General features: G+C 50.9%; 22 protein-coding genes. 9 read left to right on the forward strand and 13 right to left on the reverse strand.

All coding sequences use genetic code 11. The features are described from left to right. Positions 1-3: 3 nt before the first annotated feature. Entirely contained in the window at positions 4-1,185 is a 1,182-nt protein-coding gene (locus GY634_RS07825) for a D-alanyl-D-alanine carboxypeptidase family protein (protein ID WP_166408131.1), read from the reverse strand. A 198-nt stretch (positions 1,186-1,383) separates the two neighbouring features. Continuing rightward, positions 1,384-2,028, reverse strand: a complete 645-nt coding sequence (locus GY634_RS07830) for an alpha/beta hydrolase (protein ID WP_166407987.1) — start codon at positions 2,026-2,028, stop codon at positions 1,384-1,386. 75 nt (positions 2,029-2,103) lie between these two features. Here GY634_RS07830 and GY634_RS07835 point away from each other — a divergent pair, with 75 nt between their 5' ends. The 5 genes from GY634_RS07835 to GY634_RS07855 all read left to right on the forward strand — a co-directional run bounded on the left by GY634_RS07835 (position 2,104) and on the right by GY634_RS07855 (position 5,324). Continuing rightward, a complete protein-coding gene (locus GY634_RS07835) occupies positions 2,104-2,970 on the forward strand; it encodes a biotin--[acetyl-CoA-carboxylase] ligase (protein ID WP_166407988.1) in 867 nt (288 codons plus the stop codon). Positions 2,971-2,983: 13 nt separating this feature from the next. After that, positions 2,984-3,784 (forward strand): type III pantothenate kinase, encoded by an 801-nt coding sequence (locus GY634_RS07840; protein ID WP_166407989.1) that lies wholly within the window; start codon positions 2,984-2,986, stop codon positions 3,782-3,784. Positions 3,785-3,852: 68 nt separating this feature from the next. After that, positions 3,853-4,017 (forward strand): hypothetical protein, encoded by a 165-nt coding sequence (locus GY634_RS07845; protein WP_166407990.1) that lies wholly within the window; start codon positions 3,853-3,855, stop codon positions 4,015-4,017. Positions 4,018-4,046: 29 nt separating this feature from the next. Continuing rightward, entirely contained in the window at positions 4,047-4,877 is an 831-nt protein-coding gene (gene galU / locus GY634_RS07850) for a UTP--glucose-1-phosphate uridylyltransferase GalU (protein WP_166407991.1), read from the forward strand. Positions 4,878-5,114: 237 nt separating this feature from the next. Further along, positions 5,115-5,324 (forward strand): cold-shock protein, encoded by a 210-nt coding sequence (locus tag GY634_RS07855; protein ID WP_135867225.1) that lies wholly within the window; start codon positions 5,115-5,117, stop codon positions 5,322-5,324. Between the two features lie 102 nt (positions 5,325-5,426). Here GY634_RS07855 and GY634_RS07860 read toward each other — a convergent pair whose 3' ends face one another. The 5 genes from GY634_RS07860 to GY634_RS07880 all read right to left on the reverse strand — a co-directional run bounded on the left by GY634_RS07860 (position 5,427) and on the right by GY634_RS07880 (position 14,326). After that, positions 5,427-7,772 carry a DUF3141 domain-containing protein gene (locus GY634_RS07860; protein ID WP_166407992.1) on the reverse strand — a complete coding sequence of 782 codons (2,346 nt, stop codon included), beginning with the start codon at positions 7,770-7,772 and terminating at the stop codon, positions 5,427-5,429. Positions 7,773-7,869: 97 nt separating this feature from the next. Next, positions 7,870-8,994, reverse strand: a complete 1,125-nt coding sequence (locus GY634_RS07865; protein WP_166407993.1) for an ABC transporter permease — start codon at positions 8,992-8,994, stop codon at positions 7,870-7,872. A gap of 1 nt (position 8,995) precedes the next feature. Further along, on the reverse strand, positions 8,996-11,743 hold the full coding sequence (gene rbbA, locus GY634_RS07870; RefSeq protein WP_166407994.1) for a ribosome-associated ATPase/putative transporter RbbA: 2,748 nt from the start codon (positions 11,741-11,743) through the stop codon (positions 8,996-8,998). Between the two features lie 3 nt (positions 11,744-11,746). Beyond that, on the reverse strand, positions 11,747-12,814 hold the full coding sequence (locus tag GY634_RS07875) for an HlyD family secretion protein (protein ID WP_166407995.1): 1,068 nt from the start codon (positions 12,812-12,814) through the stop codon (positions 11,747-11,749). A 6-nt stretch (positions 12,815-12,820) separates the two neighbouring features. Next, positions 12,821-14,326, reverse strand: coding sequence for an efflux transporter outer membrane subunit (locus GY634_RS07880; protein ID WP_166407996.1), 1,506 nt, complete (start codon positions 14,324-14,326; stop codon positions 12,821-12,823). An 83-nt stretch (positions 14,327-14,409) separates the two neighbouring features. Here GY634_RS07880 and GY634_RS07885 point away from each other — a divergent pair, with 83 nt between their 5' ends. Further along, entirely contained in the window at positions 14,410-15,114 is a 705-nt protein-coding gene (locus GY634_RS07885; RefSeq protein WP_166407997.1) for a TetR/AcrR family transcriptional regulator, read from the forward strand. Here the strand turns inward: GY634_RS07885 and GY634_RS07890 are convergent. Then, complete coding sequence (locus GY634_RS07890) at positions 15,111-16,445, reverse strand: 3-deoxy-D-manno-octulosonic acid transferase (protein WP_166407998.1); 1,335 nt, start codon at positions 16,443-16,445, stop codon at positions 15,111-15,113. The two genes, GY634_RS07885 and GY634_RS07890, sit on opposite strands and share 4 nt — an antisense overlap. A 20-nt stretch (positions 16,446-16,465) precedes the next feature. Next, a complete protein-coding gene (gene waaC, locus GY634_RS07895) occupies positions 16,466-17,464 on the reverse strand; it encodes a lipopolysaccharide heptosyltransferase I (protein ID WP_166407999.1) in 999 nt (332 codons plus the stop codon). 187 nt (positions 17,465-17,651) lie between these two features. Here waaC and GY634_RS07900 point away from each other — a divergent pair, with 187 nt between their 5' ends. Further along, on the forward strand, positions 17,652-18,548 hold the full coding sequence (locus tag GY634_RS07900; RefSeq protein WP_166408000.1) for a DMT family transporter: 897 nt from the start codon (positions 17,652-17,654) through the stop codon (positions 18,546-18,548). Between the two features lie 9 nt (positions 18,549-18,557). Here GY634_RS07900 and GY634_RS07905 read toward each other — a convergent pair whose 3' ends face one another. From GY634_RS07905 to def, 3 genes are read right to left on the reverse strand one after another with little or no spacing between them, the layout of a single operon-like run. Then, complete coding sequence (locus GY634_RS07905; RefSeq protein ID WP_166408001.1) at positions 18,558-19,184, reverse strand: DMP19 family protein; 627 nt, start codon at positions 19,182-19,184, stop codon at positions 18,558-18,560. Between the two features lie 4 nt (positions 19,185-19,188). After that, the gene (gene fmt / locus GY634_RS07910; protein ID WP_166408002.1) at positions 19,189-20,133 is read right to left on the reverse strand and encodes a methionyl-tRNA formyltransferase; all 945 of its coding nucleotides are present in this window, start codon (positions 20,131-20,133) and stop codon (positions 19,189-19,191) included. A gap of 5 nt (positions 20,134-20,138) precedes the next feature. After that, complete coding sequence (gene def, locus GY634_RS07915; protein ID WP_166408003.1) at positions 20,139-20,651, reverse strand: peptide deformylase; 513 nt, start codon at positions 20,649-20,651, stop codon at positions 20,139-20,141. Positions 20,652-20,817: 166 nt separating this feature from the next. Between def and dprA the strand changes: the two genes are divergently transcribed. Together dprA and GY634_RS07925 are read left to right on the forward strand one after the other, a co-directional pair. Further along, positions 20,818-21,975, forward strand: coding sequence for a DNA-processing protein DprA (gene dprA, locus GY634_RS07920; RefSeq protein WP_166408132.1), 1,158 nt, complete (start codon positions 20,818-20,820; stop codon positions 21,973-21,975). Positions 21,976-22,008: 33 nt separating this feature from the next. Further along, positions 22,009-22,464 carry a hypothetical protein gene (locus GY634_RS07925; protein WP_166408004.1) on the forward strand — a complete coding sequence of 152 codons (456 nt, stop codon included), beginning with the start codon at positions 22,009-22,011 and terminating at the stop codon, positions 22,462-22,464. Here the strand turns inward: GY634_RS07925 and GY634_RS07930 are convergent. Beyond that, entirely contained in the window at positions 22,461-23,477 is a 1,017-nt protein-coding gene (locus GY634_RS07930) for an amino acid ABC transporter substrate-binding protein (RefSeq protein WP_166408005.1), read from the reverse strand. The two genes, GY634_RS07925 and GY634_RS07930, sit on opposite strands and share 4 nt — an antisense overlap. Positions 23,478-23,540: the final 63 nt, after the last annotated feature.

Here is a 23,540-nt window from a genome sequence, read left to right on the forward strand (position 1 = left end):
TCTTTACTCAAACCACATGCGGACTTTATCCGCCATACGGCCAAAAAAGCCAGCTTGCGGCACAGCTTCCAAGGCCACCAAATCATCCTGACGCAAAACAGCGTCGCCCAACATCAACTTTACTTGTCCCACTTTAGCGTTATCCGCAACTGGAGCAATTAACGGCTGGGCATATTCAGCGATAGGCTGCAGCTCAGCAGCACGCCCACGGGGCACCGTAATCATCACAGGTTTGGTAACACCCAACCCTACTGACTCCGCCTCGCCTTCCCACACACGGGCACTGACTACTGGCTGTCTGGCACCGTAGAGCTCTACCGTTTCAAAGTTCTGGAAACTCCAGTTCAACAGCTTCAAGCTGTTTTCCGTACGCGCAGCATCATTCGCTGTGCCTACCACTACCGAAATAATACGGCGGCCATCACGCATGGCCGTAGACACCAAGCAGTAGCCGGCTGAGTTGGTATGACCCGTTTTCAGGCCATCTACCGTATTGTCTAACCACAGCAAACGATTACGGTTAGGTTGCTTGATTTTGTTGTACTCAAATTCTTTTTGGCCGTAGTAATGCAGATGCTGTGGGAAGCGTTGCACCAAGTTTTGTGCCAAGGTGCCCAGATCGCGCACCGATGTCAGGTGAGTAGCTCCTGGCAAACCACTGGCATTCTCAAAATGCGTTTTGGTCAGGCCTTGTCGTGCTGCTTCTTCGTTCATCAAGGTAACAAAAGCTTCTTCGCTACCTGCTACGGCTTCTGCCAAGGCAACGGTTGCATCGTTACCGGATTGCACGATCACACCTTGCAGCAGATCATTCACGCTAACTTGTGTATTAGGCTCTACAAACATGCGAGAGCCTTCGGTACGCCATGCGTTTTCCGAAATCAGCACTGTTTGATCCAGTGATAAACGACCTTTTTCTAAGGCGTCAAACACTAAATACGCTGTCATCAACTTGGTAAGCGATGCAGGCTCTATCTGCTCATCTAGACCTTGGGCTGCAATCACTTGGCCGCTATTAGCATCCAAACTTAACCATGCCGTCGCACCTAAAGTCGGTACGGGGATAGTAGAAAGCTGACCTACAGTTTGCACAACACCTTGCTCAATCGCGAAAACAGGCGACACAGCAGCTGGCAACGAAAAGCTCAGCACACCGATTACAGCGGCTGCCACTTTCTTGCGCATAAATAAAGGAGTAATGGGCTGAGTACGTACACTCAGCTTGGAACGAATTCGGGACAAAAATTTCATGAGACTGGCGTAATTTCCGGATTAATTTCTGAATGGCCACGCCGGGCGGCTGCATCCCATTATAAGCAGATGACTGGAGCGCAGCACGCCTCCAGTCTTTCACGCATACAATTTTTTACACCCTACGCTTTCTCAAGCAAACAATTGCAATTGCTGCGAGACCAATTCACGTAGTTGCACCAGCTTGCCATGGAAAAAATGAGATGAATCTGGCAATACCGTTAAAGCCAAATCCTGCGCTCGGGCAAAGTCCATGACCTCAGACAACGGGACTACCTCATCCACTTCACCATGCAGCAAATACGTATGGGCAGGAATAGCCAACTCGCGAAAGCGGAAGCGCTCTACCGCAGGCCCTGTTAGTATCAAAGCATCCGGCACACGCTGCCCCTCGTCTGCCAACCAAGAGTACAACTGGGCAGCTACCGAGGTACCAAAAGAAAAACCTGCTAATGCCCATTTACCAGCCGCCAACTCTGGATACGCGGCTTGGAATTGCTGCACCAGCAATCGCATATCTGCCGTTTCACCGCGCGCATTATCAAAGCTGCCCGCCGATGCCCCCACACCGCGAAAATCGGGACGCACAACCACTAAGCCCTGCTGCGTACAGGCTTTTGCAATAGTGGTGACCACTTTATTATTGCGTGCGCCGCCATGCAAAGGATGAGGGTGCAACACTAGCGCCCAACCTCTAGGTGTACCCTCTGGCCAATCCAAGGCACAATCTATCGCGCCCGACTCTCCGTTAAAAACCGCGTTCCTAATCTGTGTCATAGCTCACAAAATGCCATAATAGCGATACATGTATTCTGCATTCTAACGGAACTTCTTCTTCTCGCTGTCATTACCATGTCTGAACATGCGCCTTCGCTTACCTCTCCCAGTCGCATGGTGTCCCAGTTACGCCAAGCACTACCGCACTTCCCCCGCATTGAGTGGGTAGCACGTACTGACTCTACCAATGCTGACTTGCTGCAATGGGCCAGAGAAGAGAACCCCTCCCTGCGTCCTTGGCTACTAGGAGCCCACTTGCAAGATCGCGGTAGAGGTCGCGCAGGCCGTACATGGAAAAATAGCGAAGGGGCGCACCTGATGTTTTCGTGTGCTTTTGATATTTTTGTCCCCCCACATGCACTAGCCACCCTATCCCCACTATGCGGCGTTGTTATCTGCGAGGCTCTACGCAAACTTCTGCCTGAACGTCATCGCGTGGCCTTAAAACTGAAATGGCCCAATGACTTGCTGTGGTATGACGCCAAACTGGCCGGAATCCTGACTGAAGTCACACGCGCCAGCACTGCCCCCGAAAGCAAAGACCACCATGTAGTGGTCATTGGTATAGGGCTCAATTTAAATGATGCACGCTCACTCAGCGAGTCACTACAACGCCCCGTGGCCGACTGGCAGAGTATTAGTAACGAATGCAGCGACATGCCTGAGCACCGCCCTAGCGACCTAGTTGCTGCCATGTGCGCCGCTCTGTACACCGCCATGAATGAAGCCACAGCCTACGGTTTTGCTACGCTACCCGAGCGCTTTGCACACGTAGATGCCTTGTTAGGCCAACACATCAACATCATTCATAACGATAAAATCTTACAAACTGGCATCGCTCAAGGCGTCAACGCTCAAGGACAATTGATGATGCGTAGCGCACTGGGCACGCAAGCCGTATCTGTAGGGGAAGTCTCCGTCCGGCCTTCTACCGCACGCTAAGGGAAATACCACCATGTATGTACTCGTAGACATAGGTAACACCCGCGTCAAACTAGGCCTAGTGGATACCAACAGCCGTACGCGTCTGCCTTTGACCTTAGCCTGCCCCCACACCGACTTGAGCCCCATTGGCACCTGGTTGAGCCAACATCTGACACAGCCAGTTACCGGAGCCATAGGTGTTAACGTCGCCAGCGAGGCCCTAGCGGCTCAAGTACAAGCCGTGCTACATGCGCATGGTATTCCAGCTATTCATTGGCAAACCGGCGACACGCCCTACCAACACTTACACAACCGCTATCAGCACCCCGAACGACTAGGCGCCGATCGCTGGGTATCCGCCATAGGCTTACAAACACACGCTCCAACCACTGCATTTTTACATGTAAGTTTTGGTACAGCGACTACCGTGGATGCAATCGTACCCTACGATGACGCCCATGAATTTAAAGGCGGTTTGATCTTACCTGGCCCACAACTGATGCAACATGCACTCAGTCAGAACACAGCACGACTAGGCGCTGAAGATGGCGCGCTGCAGGATTTTCCTAACCATACTGCCGCGGCGATTCATTCAGGCATAGCCGCAGCACAGGCAGGGGCTGTAGTACGCCAATGGCTGATCACCCATCAGGCTACAGGCCATGCCCCACAGGTATTTTGCAGTGGTGGCGGTAAGCCTTTAGTAGAAGACGAATTACACCAAAGTTTCGCTAGAATGCGGCAATTGACTGCGCTAGCGCTGCCCGACCCCCGCTGGTTTGATACCCCTACACTAGACGGCTTAGCGATTCTTACCAATCATCTCGCATAGATTCATGCGATCATAAGCGCTACAATTCCCGTCATTATTCATAGTCATCACTATTCTCTGATCGCCATATGAAATACATCGCCCTGCTCTGTCTGATTGCAAACGTGGCGCTGCTAGCTTACGGTCAGGGCTTTTTTGGCGTTCAACCCAGTGAATACGGACGCAGTATTAGCCCCGCTCCATTTGTAAATGAAGAGGCGGTTACTGTAGGTTCGGCCTTGGCACTGTCTTAACACCACATCCTCTGGACTTAGTTACCTTTATGAAACCTGTACGTAAAGCCGTTTTCCCTGTTGCGGGCCTAGGTACCCGTTTTCTTCCTGCCACCAAAGCAATGCCTAAAGAGATGTTGCCCGTGGTAGACAAACCGTTGATTCAATATGCGGTTGAAGAAGCCATTGCAGCAGGCGTTACTGAACTGATTTTTATTACAGGACGTAACAAACGTGCTATTGAAGATCACTTCGACAGCATGCCCGAGCTGGAAGCAGAACTCACCAACAAAAACAAAATCGAGCTGCTTGAGCGCGTACAAAACATTATTCCACCCTATGTAAGCTGTATTTACACACGCCAGCCTGCTCCCTTAGGTCTAGGCCATGCTGTGCTGTGTGCTGCCCCTATCGTGGGTGATGAGCCATTTCTCGTGCTGTTGGCAGATGACTTAATTGATGCACAAACGCCCGTTGCTAGACAATTAGTAGAAGCGGCTCACCAATATAACGGCAGCATCGTAGCGACTCAGCAAGTAGATCGCCAAGACACCAGCAAATACGGCATTGTGTCTGGTACCAGCGTGGACTCCACTACCACTAGACTGCAGGGTATTGTGGAAAAGCCACGCCCAGAAGATGCACCGTCTACACAAGCCGTAGTAGGTCGTTACGTATTAGAACCTGAGATTTTTGAGCATTTGCGCAAAACGCAACCCGGCGCTGGTGGCGAGATTCAACTTACTGACGGTATCGCTAGTTTATTGAAAACGCGTAATGTATTTGCGCGCCAATACGAAGGCACTCGCTATGACTGTGGTAGCAAAGATGGGTTTTTTAACGCCACTGTAGAAATTGGTCGTAAATATCACAACCTTTAAATGCTCCTAGTATTAATACCAGTAGCCTCTATTAACAATTTCATGCGTTAATAATTGTATTCGTATACGGGTTCTGCTTGACGCCAATCAATGCCCGTAATACGATTCGATTCGTAGGTTATCAAGATAGTTGTAAGTTCGTTCAATGCGGTATACATATACCAGTTGCCTGATTTTTACACCTTGACAATCTTTTCTTAGAGCACGTGCTCGTCATTTTTAGGGATTGCAACAATCATGCAAACAGAAACTGGTATTGTTAAATGGTTCAACAACGAAAAAGGCTTTGGCTTCATCACTCCTGAGAGCGGTGGCAAAGATCTGTTCGTTCACCACTCCGACATCATCGGTACAGGCTTCAAATCTCTGCAAGAAAACCAACGCGTTTCTTACGAGCCAGCTGAAGGCCAAAAAGGCCCACAAGCCAAATCCGTGCAAGCTCTGTAACATAGCCTGACACGATATTCGTAAAGAATATTAAAAAAGCCCTGATTTAAATCAGGGCTTTTTTTATTTCTTCTTAATCTATATCAATAAATTATTATTTTATTATTTCTTTTCATTTTCCTGTTTGTTATTAGCAACTGTTTTCTTTGCAGCGCGTGTAGATACTTTACGTGCCTTAACAGTTTTAACAGGAATAGAAGCCGGTATAGATTTGTTTACATTTTCTGTAACAGTTGATGTCACATTAGCAGCTTGCTCCTTCTGCGCTAATACGCCACCTAATATCACAATGATACGTTCCAGCGCTTTGGCCTCAGCCTTAGACAACTGATTCTCACTGCTACGTGCCAACCCTAGCAAGAACTCTGCCAACTGCTTAATGGCTGCTGGTGATGCGTCTTGCAACAAACCTGGAATTGCCTCAATAGCTGCATTCTCATCCATATGCAGTAACAAAGCTTGTTCACGCAATAGCTGACGAAACGCCACGCGTTCACTACCCTTGAGCCAACCAGCCTGATCCATCTGTGTGGCATGATGGAAATGCCTATCATCCGCCTCACCACGTTCCTTCAACACATAAAACATAGACCGTATCGCTGCCTCTGCCAGCCCACCTTGATCCATACGTGCGCCTAAGTGCTTCAAGGTAGCCTCCACATACGCCTTATGTTCTGGCGACTCTCCTGGGTGCTGTCGTACCGCTGACGTATCCTGCACGGCTCTACCTGCCAAGGCCTGTACCCATGGCGAACCATAGAGTGCATCAAAAAATGCCGCATAACCCTGATCTCGGTTATCTCTATAGTGATTCAGAAAGCGCGTAATCGCACCCGACACCTGCTCTTGCCATAGCAAGAAGGGGTTATCCGCGCTCGCCGGTGCTCGGTTAGCTCGCACTTGTTCAGCTTGCTCGCCTAACCATGCAGCAAAAGGATGATTGCTGCTCCACCACTCATATGAGGTACGTAGCGGATGCAAGGTTTGCATCCAATACGCGGTATACGGTGTCGCAAATGCACGCACCCATGGCTGCATCAAATTACGGTACAGCGCTAGGTTGATCTCGGACACCTTAGCAGCGGCAGCAAAACGCTTTTCAGACTCTTGGTCAGGCCGCACAATTTCGCGCACTTCCTCTACGCTACTACGGCGCAGCTTCAGCATATACGGGTCATCCACCGGGCATGCCGCGCGCACCTCGTCGCAATCTTCTACCGAAGCGTGATAGATCCCTGCTGGCAACAAATCTATGGTGTCTATGTGGCTAGTAAATTCTCTGTATTCTTTGCTGCCTACCCGTGACGATACAAAAATACCCAAATGACCAATACTGTCGTGCGTAGCGTAGACAATTGTTTGGTCATGGCTCAGCACTTCATCGTCATTTCTATATAAATCGGTAATCCAGCCTAACGCCTGACCGGGCGGCGTAATATTGTCCCCATACGAGCAGAAAACCAGTATGGGTGAACGTATATTACGTAAATCAATACGCAAGCCATCAGAGGTCATTAAACGAGCTGTGGACAACTTATTGCCGATGAACAATTCATCGACGATGTATTGCATTTCCACATCGTTTAAAAATACATAACCACCCCAATATTTCTCGAAATCCAAATACCGAGGGCCTTCGGTATCTACATTCGCAAATAAGTTATATTGCTTATTCCATAAGGTATTGGCGGGATCAAGGTTCTCGAAGTTCTCTACCAACCACGCGCCGTCAAAGCGGCCATTGCCCAGGTCGCTAGTCATGGCCGTCAACCAGCTACCGCCTAACAGACCACCTGTGTAACGCATAGGGTTATCGCCCGCCCAGTACGACAGCGGTGCACCGGCCACGATAATGGGACCAAACAGCTCAGGCCATAACGCTGCCGTCATCAAAATCTGCCAACCCGCTTGGCAATTACCAATAACAGCGGGTTTACCTTCGCTGTGCGCATGCAACTCACCCACATGCCGTACAAACTCTGCTTCGGCACGAATCACATCTTCTACAGTTTGACCGGGGATTGGGTCTGGCAAAAAGCCGACGAAGTAACATGGATGGCCAGCGCTTAATGCCGCACCCATTTCACTTTCCGCCTTAAAACCACCAATACCGGGGCCATGCCCTGCACGCGGATCGATAATGATAAATGGGCGCTTGTTCTCATCCAGCTTCACATCAGCAGGAGGAATAATACGCATCAATGAATAGTTCACCGGACGTGGCAAGTCCTTGCCGCACAGCAACTGCTCGTACTCAAACTTCAATACCGTTGGTGCATCTTCTTCTAAGTGTTCACGATATTGGTCGCCACGTTGGCGTCTCACATCGGCATACAGCACGCTACGCTGCCAAAAATCCTTAACGTACTCAGCCCCCGCCTCGGCGTAATTCCATGCTGCTGAAAAGGGTGTGGACTCTGAAGGTGAAGTGGGTTTACGACTCGCCATCTTTGCTCTCCCAAAAGCTGTAAAGCAATCTGAAAAATGCCGCTGCATGACTCCAAGGCCCTACGTTAACTACCCGTTACACCTTGTCCAACGGCCTTTAAGCCATTTGATTGATCGTGCTTCTGAAGCGTCGCAATGACAGCAAAAACAGCACAACACCAATCGCGAATAGGGCTAAGAATGCAGGCCATACCACGGCAAGCCCGGCGCCGCGAAAAAGAATAGCCTGGCCTATTTCCACAAAATGCGTCGTCGGAGCGGCCTGCATGATGATCTGCACCAATTCGGGCATACTCTCACGCGGTGTCATCCCCCCAGACAGCATTTGCAAAGGCAATAAAATCAATACCAGCAGCAATCCGAACTGCGGCATACTACGTGCCAGTGTTGCCAAGTAAATCCCTAGTGAGGTCATGGCAAACACGCATAAAGCGGCACCGCACAGAAACAAGCCTATAGAGCCTTCAATAGGCACTTTCAGTAGTCCCTGTACCACTAGCATCAACGATGTAAAGGTTGCCAGCACGACCACCAAACCCATGGACCAGATCTTCGACACCATGATCTCTCCTGGTGTGACCGGCATCACCAGCAAATGTTCAATTGTGCCGTGCTCGCGCTCACGGATTAACGCTGCACCGGTCAAAATAATGGACAGCATGGTGACCGAGTTAATCACCTCTACGATACTACCAAACCAACTACGCTCTAGCGTGGGGTTAAAACGCTGGCGAATTTCTAAATTAATGGGCAGCGATTGCGTAGTGCGGTAACGCTGCAAGAACTCCTGCACCTCACCATTCACAATTTGCTGGATATAGTTATTCCCCGTAAACGCTTGGCTCATACGGGTAGCATCCACGTTCAACTGCACATCGGGGCTACGTCCAGCCAGTACATCGCGTTGGAATCCTGGAGGAATATTCAGCACAAAGGTGTAATCCCCCCTGTCCATCCCTGCATCCATTTCACTTAATGTGATGTTCTGTGGTGACGCAAACTGCGGTGGATAAAAAGCGGAGCTAATACGTGTGGATAACGGTGATTCGTCTTCATCCACAATAGCAATCACCGCGTTGTGTAACGTTTCAGGCATGGCCGTTGCGCTGGTGTACACCGACACACTAAAGATATACACAATCAGCAGCAACAGCATGGGGTCGCGCCACAAGCTCCATAGCTCTTTACGCCCAAGAAGAAAGATATTGCGTAACTGTCGCATCTCAATGCTCCTGCTTGCGTAATAACAGCACAGACAAGCCTATGATCACGGGCACCGCAATCAATAGCGGCACAAAGGTACTGGCCAAATCGTGCAAGCCTAACCCTTTACCAAACACTCCACGGCTAATAATGAACATGTAGGTAGCAGGGTAAATATCCCCCACCAACCGTCCCACCCCTTCCAAAGAAGATACAGGGTTCAACATGCCGGCGAACTGCACTGCTGGAATTAAGGTACCAATCAGGGCCAAGAACAGTGCGGCAATCTGACTGCGTGTAATCGCCGATGCCAATAGCCCCATGCCGGTAGAAATAATGGTGAACAGTAAAGCCGCCAAAAACAGCGTCACAAAGCTGCCTTTCATAGGCACACCAAACACCGTCACCGCCAACAAGCACATGCACAAGAAGTTCAGCAGCGCTAACAGCACATACGGAATTTGCTTCCCAAGCAAGAACTCCAAGCGGGTGACTGGCGTCACATACAAGTTAATAATGGCACCTAATTCTTTCTCTCGTACTACAGCCAACGCTGTTAGCATCGCAGGGAACATCAATAGCAACAGCGGTATGACTACAGGCACCATCGCTGGCAAACTACGCACATCAGGGTTATAGCGGTAGCGGGATTCTATGCCCGCAGGCAGCGTATAACTTAACCCTGACTGCTCGGCTTGGTCTAACAACCAATGCTGGTGTATGCCCTGCACATAGCCTTGAATAGTTTCCGCACGCGTAGGCATTGCACCATCTACCCACACACCTACTTCTGCATTTTGTCCGCGCTTCACACTTTGCGCAAAACCTGGTGGTATTTCTATAGCAAGCGACAATTCACCACTACGCATACGCCTATCGAGCTCGTCGTAATCTTGTATAGGTGGCTGCTCGATAAAGTAGCGCGAACCCGCCAAACTCAGGGTGTAATTCTGACTAATAGAGGTTTGATCTCGGTCTAGCACCCCATATCTAAGGTCTTCAACGTCTAAGCTGATCCCGTAGCCCATGATGAACATCATGATCAGCGAACCTGCCAGCGCTAACGTCGCACGTATAGGGTCTCGCTGTAGCTCTAGCGCCTCGCGCCAGGTATAGCTTAATAAACGCTGTAAGCTAAACCCTTTTTGCACATGCGGTGTCTCCACAGGCTCAGTGACAGCTTCGTGCAACGCTTCGGCCTCGCTGGGCTTACTGCTCATGGTTTCGCCACTGGCTTCTAACAAATAGCCAATAAACGCTTCTTCTAGGGTCGCTGCACCACGCTTTTCTACCAGTTTGGCAGGCGCATCACTATCTAGCACTTTACCGGCGTGCATCATGGACATACGGTCACAACGAGCCGCTTCGTTCATGAAGTGCGTAGAAATAAAGATCGTGACTTTATCGCGTCTAGACAGCTCCACCAACAACCGCCAGAAGCCATCCCTAGCAACGGGGTCTACACCCGACGTAGGCTCGTCTAGAATCAGCAGCTCAGGTTTATGCACCATCGCTACAGCCAACGACAAACGCTGACGTATCCCCAACGGCAACGCAGAAGGCAGGCTATGGCGTACATCGCCCAAATCAAAACGCTGCACCATTTCATCAATACGTTGCTCTAACTCGTCCTCAGGGACGTGGAACAACTGCGCATGCAGCACTAAGTTTTGATCGACGGTGAGCTCGCTATACAGCGAAAACGCTTGGGACATATATCCCACACGACGGCGGGTATCTAAATCATGCGGGTCTACCTCATGCCCAAACAACCATGCTTTACCGCGCGTGGCAGGCAACAAACCTGTCAGCATTTTCATGGTCGTAGATTTACCGCAGCCGTTTGAGCCCAAAAACCCAAAGATCTCGCCCCTACGAATACGGAACGACACACTATCCACCGCGACGAAACTACCAAAGCACATGGTGAGGTCTTCAGCCTCAATCGCAATATCGTCGTCATCCACCTCTAATGGCGGGATGACCACCGCAGCGTGACCTTGCTTCTTAGACTCTGGCAGCAGCTCTATAAACGCTTCTTCTAGGTTCTGTTTACCGGTGCGCTCAAAGAATTCTTCGGGTGTGCCTGTGGCCAAAATCTGGCCATCATCCATCGCCATTAGCCAGTCAAAGCGTTGTGCCTCGTCCATATAGGCCGTGGCGACGATCACACTCATACTGGGCCTGTCTACCCGTATGCTGTCAATTAAGTCCCAGAACTGGGCACGCGCTAGCGGGTCTACCCCAGTAGTAGGCTCATCTAAGATCAGAAAATCAGGGTCGTGAATCAGGGCGCAGCACAAACCCAGCTTTTGCTTCATCCCGCCCGACAACTTCCCGGCAGGTCGCGACAAAAACGGATACAAGCCTGTTGCCGTAGTCAGCTCATCGATGCGGCGTCTACGTTCAGCAGCATCGTGCCCAAATAACCTACCAAAAAATTGCAGGTTTTCTTCTACTGACAACGTGAAGTAGAGGTTCTTCCCCAAACCCTGAGGCATATAGGCAATGTTGGGGCACACCTTATCGCGGTGCTCCTTGCTAGACATATCACCGCCCAGCACATCAATACGCCCTTTCTGAATGGCACGCGCGCCTGCCAGTAACGACAACAGGCTAGACTTCCCCACCCCGTCGGGGCCTAACAACCCTACCATGCACCCGGCAGGAATATCCAGACTCAATCCCTGCAGGGCTACTTTTTCACCGTAGTGTTGCCAGACCTCTCGAACTTGGGCAACCACTGCTGGGCTACCTTGTTCAGCCATGGCTTACTCCGTTACCGAAACAACGTTAGATAACGATGCCGGCCACGACGCCTCTGCATCCAACTTAATCCACGCGACACCAGGCAGCCCCACTTTGACTTGCTCCATGTACTTGCGTAGCAGCTCTGGGGAAATATGTGCACGCACGCGGAACATCAGTTTTTGGCGTTCGTTTGCGGTTTCTACTGTTTTAGGGGTGAATTGCGCATTACTGGCCACAAAAGACACCTTGGCAGGAATCACCAGATTCGGCGCAGCATCCAATACAATGCGTACGTCGGTGCCAATGGCTACACGGCCCGCTACCGACTCTGGCAAGAAGAAGGTCATGTACACATCTTCTAAATCCAGCAAGTTCAGCACTTTACCGCCTGCGCCCAGCACTTCACCAGGTTGAGCGATACGGAACTGCACACGACCGGCGCGCGGCGCTTTCAACTCGCTATCGCGCAAGTCGGCATCAATACGAGCAATCGTAGCTTCTGCGGCTTTCACTGTGGATTGCGCACCAATTAACTGTGCTTTAGCTGCTTCTACTGCGGCATCTGACGACGCTGCTTGTGCTTTAGTTGCAGCCAATACAGCCTCTGCACCGCGTACACGCGCACGGTCATCGTCTAGTTCCTGAACCGAGGCTGCACCTTCTCTGGATAGCGTACGGGAACGAGCTAGCCTGCGTTGCGCCGCATCTAACTCGGCCTCACGTTGGGCAATGAGCGCACGGGCTGCCAGCACATCACTCTCGCGCAATCGTACTTGCGCTTGGGCTGCCGCTACGCCATGTTCAGCTTGCTGATGACTGGCGACTGCCTCATCACGCTGAGCCAACAGCACATCGACTTGCATAGAAGCCAATGGCTGATCTTTAGTCACAAAGTCGCCCTCTCGGACCACAATATTTTCAATACGGCCGCCCAACTTAGCGGCCACATCTACCTCTGTGGCTTCTATACGTCCATTACCCTTAACAAAGGCATCGCCCAAACCATCATCGTTAAACCACTCCCAGCCCTTCCAAAGCAGGCCTAAGGCAATCAGAACACCCGCTACCACCACAATTTTTTTCTTCATTGTGCATTACTCTCTTTGACTCGCTACATTCTCTGAGGCAGATGCTGCTTTGGCCTCTTCCTTGGACTGCTGTGTGCCACCACCTAAAGCGGCATATAAACTTACCTGACTGGCTAATAACTCATAACGCACCTGTACCAGTTGCTGGCCTGCTGCTAGTAAATCACGCTCAGCATCCAGCACTTCCAGATACGCCGCCGAACCATTGTCGTAACGTAATTGCGCCAGTCGTGCGCGTTCTGCCTGCGCCTGCTGAGCATTACGTTGAATAATCAATTGCTCACCTAACCAGTATTGGGCAGACAACGCATCAGACACCTCTCTAAAAGCAGTCTGAATAGCCTTTTCGTATTCTGCTACTTGCATGGAATGTCGTACCTCGGCTATATCAAGGTTTGCCTGTCTACGCCCTGTATCGAAAATAGGCAACGAAATAACAGGCACAAAAGTCCATGCTCTACTGCCCGATGAGAACAAATCGTCTAATTCTGCACTAGCCGTTCCCACACTGGAGGTCAGCGCTATACGTGGCAAAAAGGCCGCCCGTGCTGCACCAATATCCGCGTTGGCGGCTTGTAACTGATGCTCCGCCGCCATGATGTCAGGTCTATTCAATAACAAATCAGAGGGCAGACCCGGCGTTAATGCCACCATGGCATGCTGTGTGTCCAACGGCGGCAAAGACTCTGGCAAACTAATGTCCGTACCGACCAACTGATATAGCGCATGCCATTGAGCGGCTCGCGCTTGTTGCAAGCTCACATGCAAAGCTTGTGCCTGATGCAGCAGTGTTTCTACTTGAGTAAGGTCTAGCCTAGAGGTAGCGCCCTCTTCATAGCGACGCTTGAAAATACGGTAAGATTTCTCGCGTGTTTCGACGGTACGTTTTGCTAACGCTTCGCGCTCATCTAAGCCCCGCAACTGAAAATAGCCATCCGCCACTTGGGCGATTAATGCCACTCGCACCGCTTGTTGCGCCGCTTCGGTTGCCAACCAGCGTTGTAATGCCGCATCTTTTAGGTTGCGTACACGCCCCCAAAGGTCGATTTCCCAACTATTAAAACCTACCTCGGCACGGTATTCGCTACCTACCCGTGATTGCCCCGTTGGTGATAAGTCAGCGGGCACTCGTCCACGTGCCCCTTGCCCACCTACCGTTACCGTTGGCAGTTGATCCGCACGTTGGATTCTGAAAGCCGCCTGCGCCTCTTCCATTCGGAGGATGGCCAAACGTAAATCACGGTTATTTTCTAATGCAACCTGAATCAGTTGCTGAAGCTGAGGGTCCGTAAAGTAGCTTTGCCAAGGTAAACTAGCGGCTATCGACGCGTTAAGATTCTGATCAGATTGAGCATCCACCGGCCATTGTGCTGGTATAGGTGAAGGCGGCACTTCATAGTCAGGCGCCAGTGACATGCAACCACTGAGCGCCAATGCTGCCAACAACACAGTAGGTCGTTGTAGCCATGTAGCAGTGCCCGTACTCAACACAGGCTTTATTGTGTAAACCATGCTCTATTTCACAGTATGAAAAGATTTGATAGAATAAAACGTCCGGTCGGTTGTTTTGTATTATACAGAAGTTCAGCATTATTATGATTACCAGCCACCATCCTTGCACGCCCACCCCTGATTCTTGCGCCACATCGTCCGAGGACGACAAAAAGGCGACAGAGAAAAAACCTCGTAGGCGTTATCTACCTGCTGCAAAACGCAAGCAGGAAATTTTGGATGCTGCCCTCACTGAGTTCACCAGCAATGGATACTCCAGTACCACCATGGAGAGCATTGCCGCGAGCGCAAAAATCTCCAAGGCTGGTATTTACGCCCATTACCGCAGTAAAGAAGAAATCTTCCAAGCGCTGATGATGACGGTACTTACACCCGTTAAGCCCGTAGATTCGTCATGGATGCCAGACACTGAAAACCCGTCCGTAGAAGAAATCGTGGATGCCTTTTTAGCACAGCAGTACGACAAGCTAGAAGACCCAGCTGTGCTGACTACCTTTAGGTTGCTGATTTCTGAAAGTGTGCGTGTACCCGAACTGATTCAGCACTGGCATTCGCAAGTGATTGATAGACGCGTACAACGCGACCAATTGATTGTGGATGAATGCGTGCGTCGTGGTTTGCTGCGAAAAAGCCCTATTACGGAAAACTTCTTCTTGGCAGCAGCACCCTCTTTGCAGTGGGTAATTTTGGCCGTGCTTTTTAACGACACTGATACCGATAGGCTGCATAACCTGCGCCATGCACACCGCGAACTGTTGTTAGAACTGTTACGCCCGTTGGCTGTTTAGGATTGCTGGCGCTGCAGTATTTCGTTAATACCGCCTATCACGCGCTGTACAGAACCTTTATGCTGCTGCACCCAGTGCAAGCCTGCATCCGACATGCTCTCTAGCTTGTGCCTGTCTTCCAACAAATCCATGGCTTGTTTTACAGCCGTAGCCGCATTGGGTGCACGTAATGCTGCACCCTCTAAAATGGCGTCCGTCACGGCTTGCTCAAAATTACGGGTGTGACTGCCTACAATCACCGGTACACCCAATGCGCAGGCTTCAATAAAATTCTGGCCGCCTAAGGGTGCAAAGCTCCCCGCGACAATTGCTACCTGCGCTTGTGCGTAATACCAGGGCATTTCCCCTAAGCTATCACCCAACACCACATCGGCCTCTCGGCACATGGACACAGCAGAACTACACCCATCACCAGCAGCTAACAAATCCGTGCGTCTACACACATGCAACCCCTGCGCTTGCAACAACGCAAAGGCAGATTCAAAACGTTGTGGATGACGTGGGATTAGGTAAAACAGGGTACGCTGCGCCGGGTCCAAATCCATTTGCTGTTCTTTGCGTGTTTGGCGAGTGAGTTCGGGAATGAACATCTCATCCTCACCTTCACGCGTGCTCGCTACCAGCACAATACGTCTACCCACACTGTGCGCAAAACTGCGCCCACGGCTCACTTGCGATTCGGATAGCTGCACATCGAACTTAAAGTTGCCCGATACGCGCACGGCATGACCACCTGCTTGCTCTAAGCGTTGCGCATCGTGCAAGGTTTGCGCATAGATTTCCGTAAAACGTGAATACGCCACCCGCATCATGCTACCTATACGCAAACTTTGACGTAGCGACTGGTCAGAAAACCTCGCACTAGCAAGCACCACAGGTAACTTGGCCTTGCTGGCCGCGTACATTAAGTTAGGCCATACCTCGCGCTCTATCATGACCGCGATAGCGGGCTGATAATGCTTAATAAAACGCTTGCAAGCACCTGGGAAGTCATAGGGCAACCACTGCTGGAACAAACGCCCCTCAGCAATTTCCTGCGTAAACATGCGCTCACCTTCTGCCCTACCGGTATAGGTCAAATGCGTGAGCAAAATAATATGGCCTTGCTTCAATAACGCAGCAACCAAAGGCTGCGCTGCACGAATTTCGCCCAGACTTACGGCGTGAATCCAAATAGGTTTGGACTGCCAACTTGGCCCTCGGTAATAGCCGAAGCGTTTAGCGCCTAAGATATCCCAACGCCCACCCACACGTCGCGCTCGCAGGCCCATCCATGCCAGTAGCAGTGGTGAAAACAAACGCAGTAATAGAGTGTAGAAAAAACGATTCACAGTTGGGTCATCATCGTGAATTATGGCTGATAGAAGCCATCGGCTCCGGTGAGCGTTTCATTTCTGGGGGAGCTTAAGGCCTGATTGATGGCACTTAAGACAGTTTCAGCAGAAGGCTCTCTGCCCCGCTCACCCAAACTCGCTGTATACGCAGAACCTTCTAATGGCGTGCGCACAGGTGTAGAGGCTTTATAAATACCAATAGTAGGACGCCCCAAACCTGCAGACAAGTGTGTCAAACCGCTATCTAAGCCCACCATCAATGTTGCACCCGCCAACTGCTCGGCAACTTCGGACAACGCCATACGCGGCATAACCTGCGCATCTGTTCTGCCTTTAATCAAGGCTTCAGCGCGCGCACTTTCTGACGGACTACCTGCCAACAGACGTAACGACAATCCACGACTTTGTAGATCATCGAACACACGTAACCAGTTTGCTGGTGCCCATAACTTATCATCCCTGCTGGCAGACGGCATGATGATGGCATAAGGCTGCACAGGAACGCGCTCACTAATAGCCTGCAAACCAAAATCAGGCGCGCCATCGTATGTGTAGCCAAAAGTGGCAGCGGCCAAGGTACGTTGACGTATCACCGCAGGTTGCCAGAATTCAACTCGGTGCTTCACGTTATAAAACAACGACGCCAAGGGTTCACGTGCTGATTTCCAATCCAAGCCATGACGCACACCATTGGTTTGACGTACGATCCAAATGGATTTCATTAATGCCTGCATATCCAAAACAATGTCGTAGCGCTTGTTCGCCAACCGTTGTTTTAGTTGTTGACGTTCGGCCCGCACTTCAGCGGTCCACCACCCTTTACGCCAGCGCCTGTGCGCTACGGTAATCACATCGCGCACAGCCGGATGCCAGGCAGGAATTTCGGCAAATGCCTCTTCAGCTACCCAGTCAATGCGTGCGTCTGGCACATGCCTAGCTATGTCCGAAATAGCCGGCAGCATATGCACTAGGTCGCCCAGCGAAGAAGTGCGTACGATTAGAATTTCACAGGTCATCTTTGCATTATAGCGTAGGGGAAATGCAGCGATTCAACGTACCTGCATTTCTTTTTTGAGACGTTTTTTCATCTTTTACAACAATCCCTGCTCTTTTTGCTAGGACGCCAGACAAGGTGTAGCAAACAAGGGATAATCATTTACATAATTAAAAATTTTCACGACGAGACACCGCAGGAATCGCTTCATGGCTGCACCCAATCCAATCTTTGGCATTTTGCTTCTGATTCTTTCCTCTTGGTCGCTCTCTGGCCTTGATGCTAGTGGAAAATGGATCATGGGTGCTGGTGCCTCATTAGTCTTGTTGTGCTGGGTACGCTATACCGTTCATCTGGGCTTAATCCTGATGATCACCTTGCCCTCAAAAGGGCCCTCCATACTACGAATTCGTTACCCCGGCTTGCAGATGCTGCGAGGCACTGTGGCACTGGTTGGTACCTTCACTTTTTTCACAGCGCTGCATTATTTACCGCAAGCTGAAGCCACTGCTATCAATTTTCTATCGCCACTATTAATGCTGGCCGTAGCACCGTGGGTACTCAATGAGCCCATGCGTATTTCACGTTGGGTGGCCGCCGCCACGGGTTTTGCGGGTGTATTAATTATTATCCGCCCCAGTTCAGGGTTAGATATGGTGGGCGTGGCATGGGGGCTAACTACCGCCTGTTTGTTTGCTGTACAGCATATAGTGACACGCAAATTAGCGCTGGATGACGCTTTTAGTACGCTTATTTGGGGCGGTATTACCGGTTCTGTACTCAGCTCCATACTGGTGCCATTTCACTGGCAAGAAATCAGCAGTATTTTGTCTGGCTTTGACCTCACCCAATGGCTAATTTTGCTGTCCACTGGCTTTTGGGGTGGGCTAGGACATTTGCTGCAAATTCAAGCCTATCAACGTGCCCCGGCCTCGATGCTGGCACCGTTTTTATACCTGCAGATTGTGAGCGCTGCCACCTTAGGATGGCTAGTGTGGGGGCACTTCCCCGATGCACTCACGTGGCTGGGTATTTCTATTATTTGTTGTAGCGGCATTGTGATTGGCATTATTGAATGGCGTCGCCAAGCAAGTGTGCAAAGCTAACACAAAGGCTTAGGCGTAATGGCGCACCACCAACTCGGGTAGCGGATCGGGGTAATCCCAAAACGCCTGATCCAATTCGTACATTTGGTCGTTATCGTCTTCTGAAATCATGACCGGCAAATCGCCTAATGATACCTCGCGGTCAGTTTCACCGTACGGCTGCACCAACGCATACATTTGCTGCACGATACGGTACATGTGCTGAGCCCCTATAGCCTCTAACGCATGCAAAGCAGTTAAACAGTTTGCCTCACCCCAATTACAGAAAAACTGTAAAAACCCGCCATTATTCACGTCGGCTTCTAAGCGCCACAATGCGACCAGCTCTTGCTCACGTGGAGAGAGGCGTGACACATCCCATTCTTGCTCTGCTGCCTGCTTCAACGCAGCATCATACAAAGGGTCTTGCAACAAATCCCACACTGACACCATCCCTGTTGGGAAAGGTTTCCACAGAGCGGGCCAATTCACCCCATAGCCATCATCAGTCAGCACCCATGCTGTACGTTCGTCTGGCGATGCTTTCTCTACCCGTATATAACGCTGAATAGGGGTGTGCAGCACCACGCCACTGCGCAAGGTCAGCACAATATCGCTATCTGTAATCTGCACCTCTGCAATGCGGTATGCGTCCATTAACTTAGCTTCTGGACCAACCTTGTACAAAACTGCTCACAGGCTGACGTTTACTGCCGGGGCGCTGTAGTTCAGTAATGCGCAACACACCGTCGCCTGTTGCCACATCGATGCCGTCGGCCGTGGCGGCAATCACGTGTCCAGGCTCGGCTGCACTGTTAGCCGGTAAGACCTCAGCGCGCCACACTTTCACCAAACCATCGATACCATCCAAGGCCATGGTGGAACCTAACATAGGATCAAAAGCGCGAATACGGCGCTCCAACGCCACAGCCGGTTGCGTGAAATCTAGAGGTGCTTCGGTTTTCAGCAGTTTTTCGGCATACGTTACGCCGGCCTCAGGCTGCTTCACCGCTGTAGGTGCGGTGCCATCAGCCAGTTGCTGCAGAATTTCCACGATGCATTCCGCGCCCATATGGGTAAGCTCGTCTTGCAAGCTCGCACCGGAATGATCGGGGCGTATATCCATCGCACGCACCAGCAACATATCACCAGTATCCAACCCAGCGTCCATTTGCATAATGGTGATACCTGTTTGCGCATCACCCATTTCGATGGCGCGCTGTATAGGTGCCGCACCACGCCAACGAGGCAATAAGCTGGCATGAATGTTCAAACATCCATACTTAGGCAAATCCAACACCCATTGTGGCAAGATTAGGCCATAGGCAGCCACCACCATGACGTCAGGTTGCACAGTTTGCAATAGACGCTGCGCGGCCTCGGCATCTTCGGGGTATTTACCATCTAAACGCAGGCTTTGTGGTTGTGCCACTTCTATACCATGCGCTAAGGCTGCTTCTTTTACAGGGCTAGGGCGTAGTTTCATCCCTCGCCCAGAAGGACGATCAGGCTGCGTCATCACGAGGGGCACCTCGTGACCAGCAGCCAAAATAGCTTCTAGCGCCTGACGCGCAAACTCGGGAGTGCCCGCAAATACCACGCGCATACTGACTACACCTTTTCAGCTTCGCGTTTCTGCTTGCGTAAACGAGTACGAATGCGGTCTTGCTTGAGGTTAGAGAGGTATTCCACAAACACTTTGCCTAGCAGGTGGTCCAGCTCGTGCTGTACACACACAGCCAACAAACCGTCGGCGTCGAATTCGTAGCTTTCGCCTTTTTCGTTCAAGGCACGCACACGCACTTGGGCAGAGCGCTCAACTTTGTCGTATACGCCAGGCACAGACAAGCACCCTTCTTCGTACACGCGCCCTTCGTCGCTGTGCCAAATAATTTCGGGGTTAATCAGTACGTGTAAGTCATTACCCTCTTCGGATACGTCGATGACTACCACGCGCTCGTGCACGTCTACTTGGGTTGCAGCCAAGCCTACGCCGGGAGCATCGTACATGGTTTCAGCCATGTCCTTCACCAATTGGCGAATGCGATCATCCACTTGCGCAACAGGTTTTGCCACGGTATGCAAACGAGCATCAGGATATTGGAGTATAGGAAGTAAAGCCATTTAGTCGGTACACAAAAACGATACTTAAAAAGGTATTTTAAGCCATCATGCGGTCTGTAGACAGCCATTCCATGGCTAATACACGCTACACCCTTACAAATACATGGATAATGGCAACACTTATGGCCATTTTTAGCGCCAGTTTCATGGCACACTCTGCTACATGATGTCTACCACCGGCCCCTCTGATTCCGAACTGTATTACTGGCTACGCCTAAGCGTTGAGCCATCGCTTGGCCCTGCTCACGCACGCACATTGCTCTCGCATTTTGGGCTACCGCCCGATATTTATAGCCAACCAGTAGGGATGCTAAGCAAAGTGCTGCCCAGCAATCTTGCCGCACAGCTCAAAGCCTCTGCTAGCCCCGATGTAGAAACACACATTCAGCAAGCCCTAGAATGGGCCTCGGTTACGCCTAACCATATCATCACGTTGGCAGACCCTGATTACCCACAAGCTTTGCTAGAAAGCCATGATCCACCACTATTAATTTACGCCAAGGGCAACAAACAGCTCTTGAATGTGCCCAGCCTAGCCATTGTTGGTGCCCGCAGCGCCACGCAAGTGGGTAACGAAAATGCGCATGCCTTTGCCAAGCACCTTACCGAACTAGGGTGGAGTATTGTCAGCGGCTTAGCCAGCGGCATTGATGCCGCCGCACACGCTGGTAGCTTAGAAGCCCAAAACCCTAATGCCAGTACCATTGCCGTTTTAGGCACTGGGCTGGATATTATTTATCCAGCACGTAATCGCGATTTGGCCCATCGCATTGCACAGCACGGCATACTGATTAGCGAATTTCCGTTAGGCACGCGCGCGTTGCCTTACCATTTTCCGCAGCGCAATCGCATTGTGGCCGGATTAGCTACCGGCGTTTTAGTCGTAGAAGCAGCCCTAAAAAGTGGCTCGCTAATTACGGCCAAACAAGCGCTAGAACTAGACCGCGAAGTTTTTGCCATTCCAGGCTCTATACATTCACCCTTGGCGAGGGGCTGCCACCAGCTCATACGCCAAGGTGCCAAGCTGGTGGAATCTGCTGAACACATACAGGAAGAAATTGCGCACAAGCAACCACGCTTATCGCACTATGCACTGCCAGTTCGCCCTCATACGGCTACCCCACGCACACCAGCACTGGCTCGCGAACAACAACACATTTTGGATGTAATGGGTTTTGAACCCATTAGCCCCGAAGCCATCCAACAACGCACCAGCATGGACTTGGCTACATTAGCTACCCATTTACTGGAGCTAGAGCTGGCGGGTAATATTGCCCTGTCGCAAAGCGGCCATTACCAGCGCATTAACGCTGATCACACCTAAACACCTTGAGTTTTTCGCACCAGTAGCTTGCACATGAACCCTTCAATCCCCCCTACATTACTCGCCGAATTAGGCACATTACCAGTACAAGGCAGAGCATGGCCCAAAGCCATCGCATGGCTAGCATGGTTGGTAGTGATAGGGATTGGGTTGCGCTTACTACTCACGGCGTCTGGCCCACATGGGCAGGCCGCAAGCCCTATGATTATTGGTGCCATTGTGTTGGCCTACACAGGGATTATTGTGATGGCTTGGTATATGTACCATGGCCAAACCACCATCACAGAAGATGGCATTAGCCAAAGCTGGCTATTTAAACGCCACATTGCATGGCAAGACATACGACACGCTAAATTTGTGCCCATGCTATTTTCTAAACGTTTGATCTGCTTTCCGGTACGGGGCAGACCTGTCACCTTCCAAGGCAGTGACCAGAACGTGCAAGTTGCATTTGCTCGCATCGCTCTGGCCTACCGACATAAGGCTTAACGTACTGGCAAGCCGTACATCAAACCACCGTCAGTCCACAACGCGTTCAAACCGCGTTTGATCTGCAGTGGGCTGCCTTCACCTACAGTGCGGTTAAAGCTTTCGCCGTAGTTACCCACTTGTTTGATGATGTTGTACGCCCATGTTTCGTCCAGACCCAGGTTTTTACCCGAACCGGCGGTAACACCCAACAAACGTTGGATATTTGGGTTTTTGCTGTCCAAGTAGCTGTCTACGTTGGCAGAAGTTAAGCCCAACTCTTCAGCATTCAACATAGCTTGGAAAGACCATTTCACAATGTTCAACCATGCATCGTCACCTTGACGCACAAATGGTCCCAGTGGCTCTTTAGAAATAATTTCAGGCAATACTACATAGTCTGCTGGGTTAGCAGTGCGTGAAATACGAATAGAGGCCAAACCAGACGCATCGGTAGTGAACACATCGCAACGACCCGACACAAACGCGTTAACCACTTCGTTAAACTGGTCGTACACCACCGGTGTGTATTCCACGTTGTGAGCACGTGCCCAGTCGGCCATGGTGTTTTCGTTAGAGGTACCTGTCTGCATACATACCGTGGCGCCGTTTAAATCTTTGGCACTATTCACACCCAACGATACTGGTACCAAGAAGCCCTGACCATCGTAGAAGTTAATACCAGCACTAATCGCGCCTACCGCTGTATCGCGCTGTTGCGTCACCGTCGTATTACGTGCCAACACGTCTACTTCACCTGACTGTAGCGCCGTAAAACGCTGCTGAGCATTCAAGGGTACAGCTTTAAATTTCTCGGCATCACCCAACGTAGCTGCGGCCACGGCGCGACATACGTCAACGTCCAGACCTTCCCACTCACCCTTGTCATTCGGGGCTGAAAAACCTGCAAACCCAGTAGTTACACCACACGCTACATAGCCACGCGCCTTAACTACATCCAATGTCCCTGCTTGTGCTGCCGACATCCCCAGAACTGCAGAGGCTACCGCTGCAACAACGTGTTTTAAACGCATCTCTGATCTCCTTTCTTCCATAAGTAGTGCAAGCAAATAGTACCGCAGCCCATGCGCCGTCGC

Source organism: Paenalcaligenes suwonensis, from assembly GCF_011290505.1.
GTDB classification, from domain to species: domain Bacteria; phylum Pseudomonadota; class Gammaproteobacteria; order Burkholderiales; family Burkholderiaceae_B; genus Paenalcaligenes; species Paenalcaligenes suwonensis.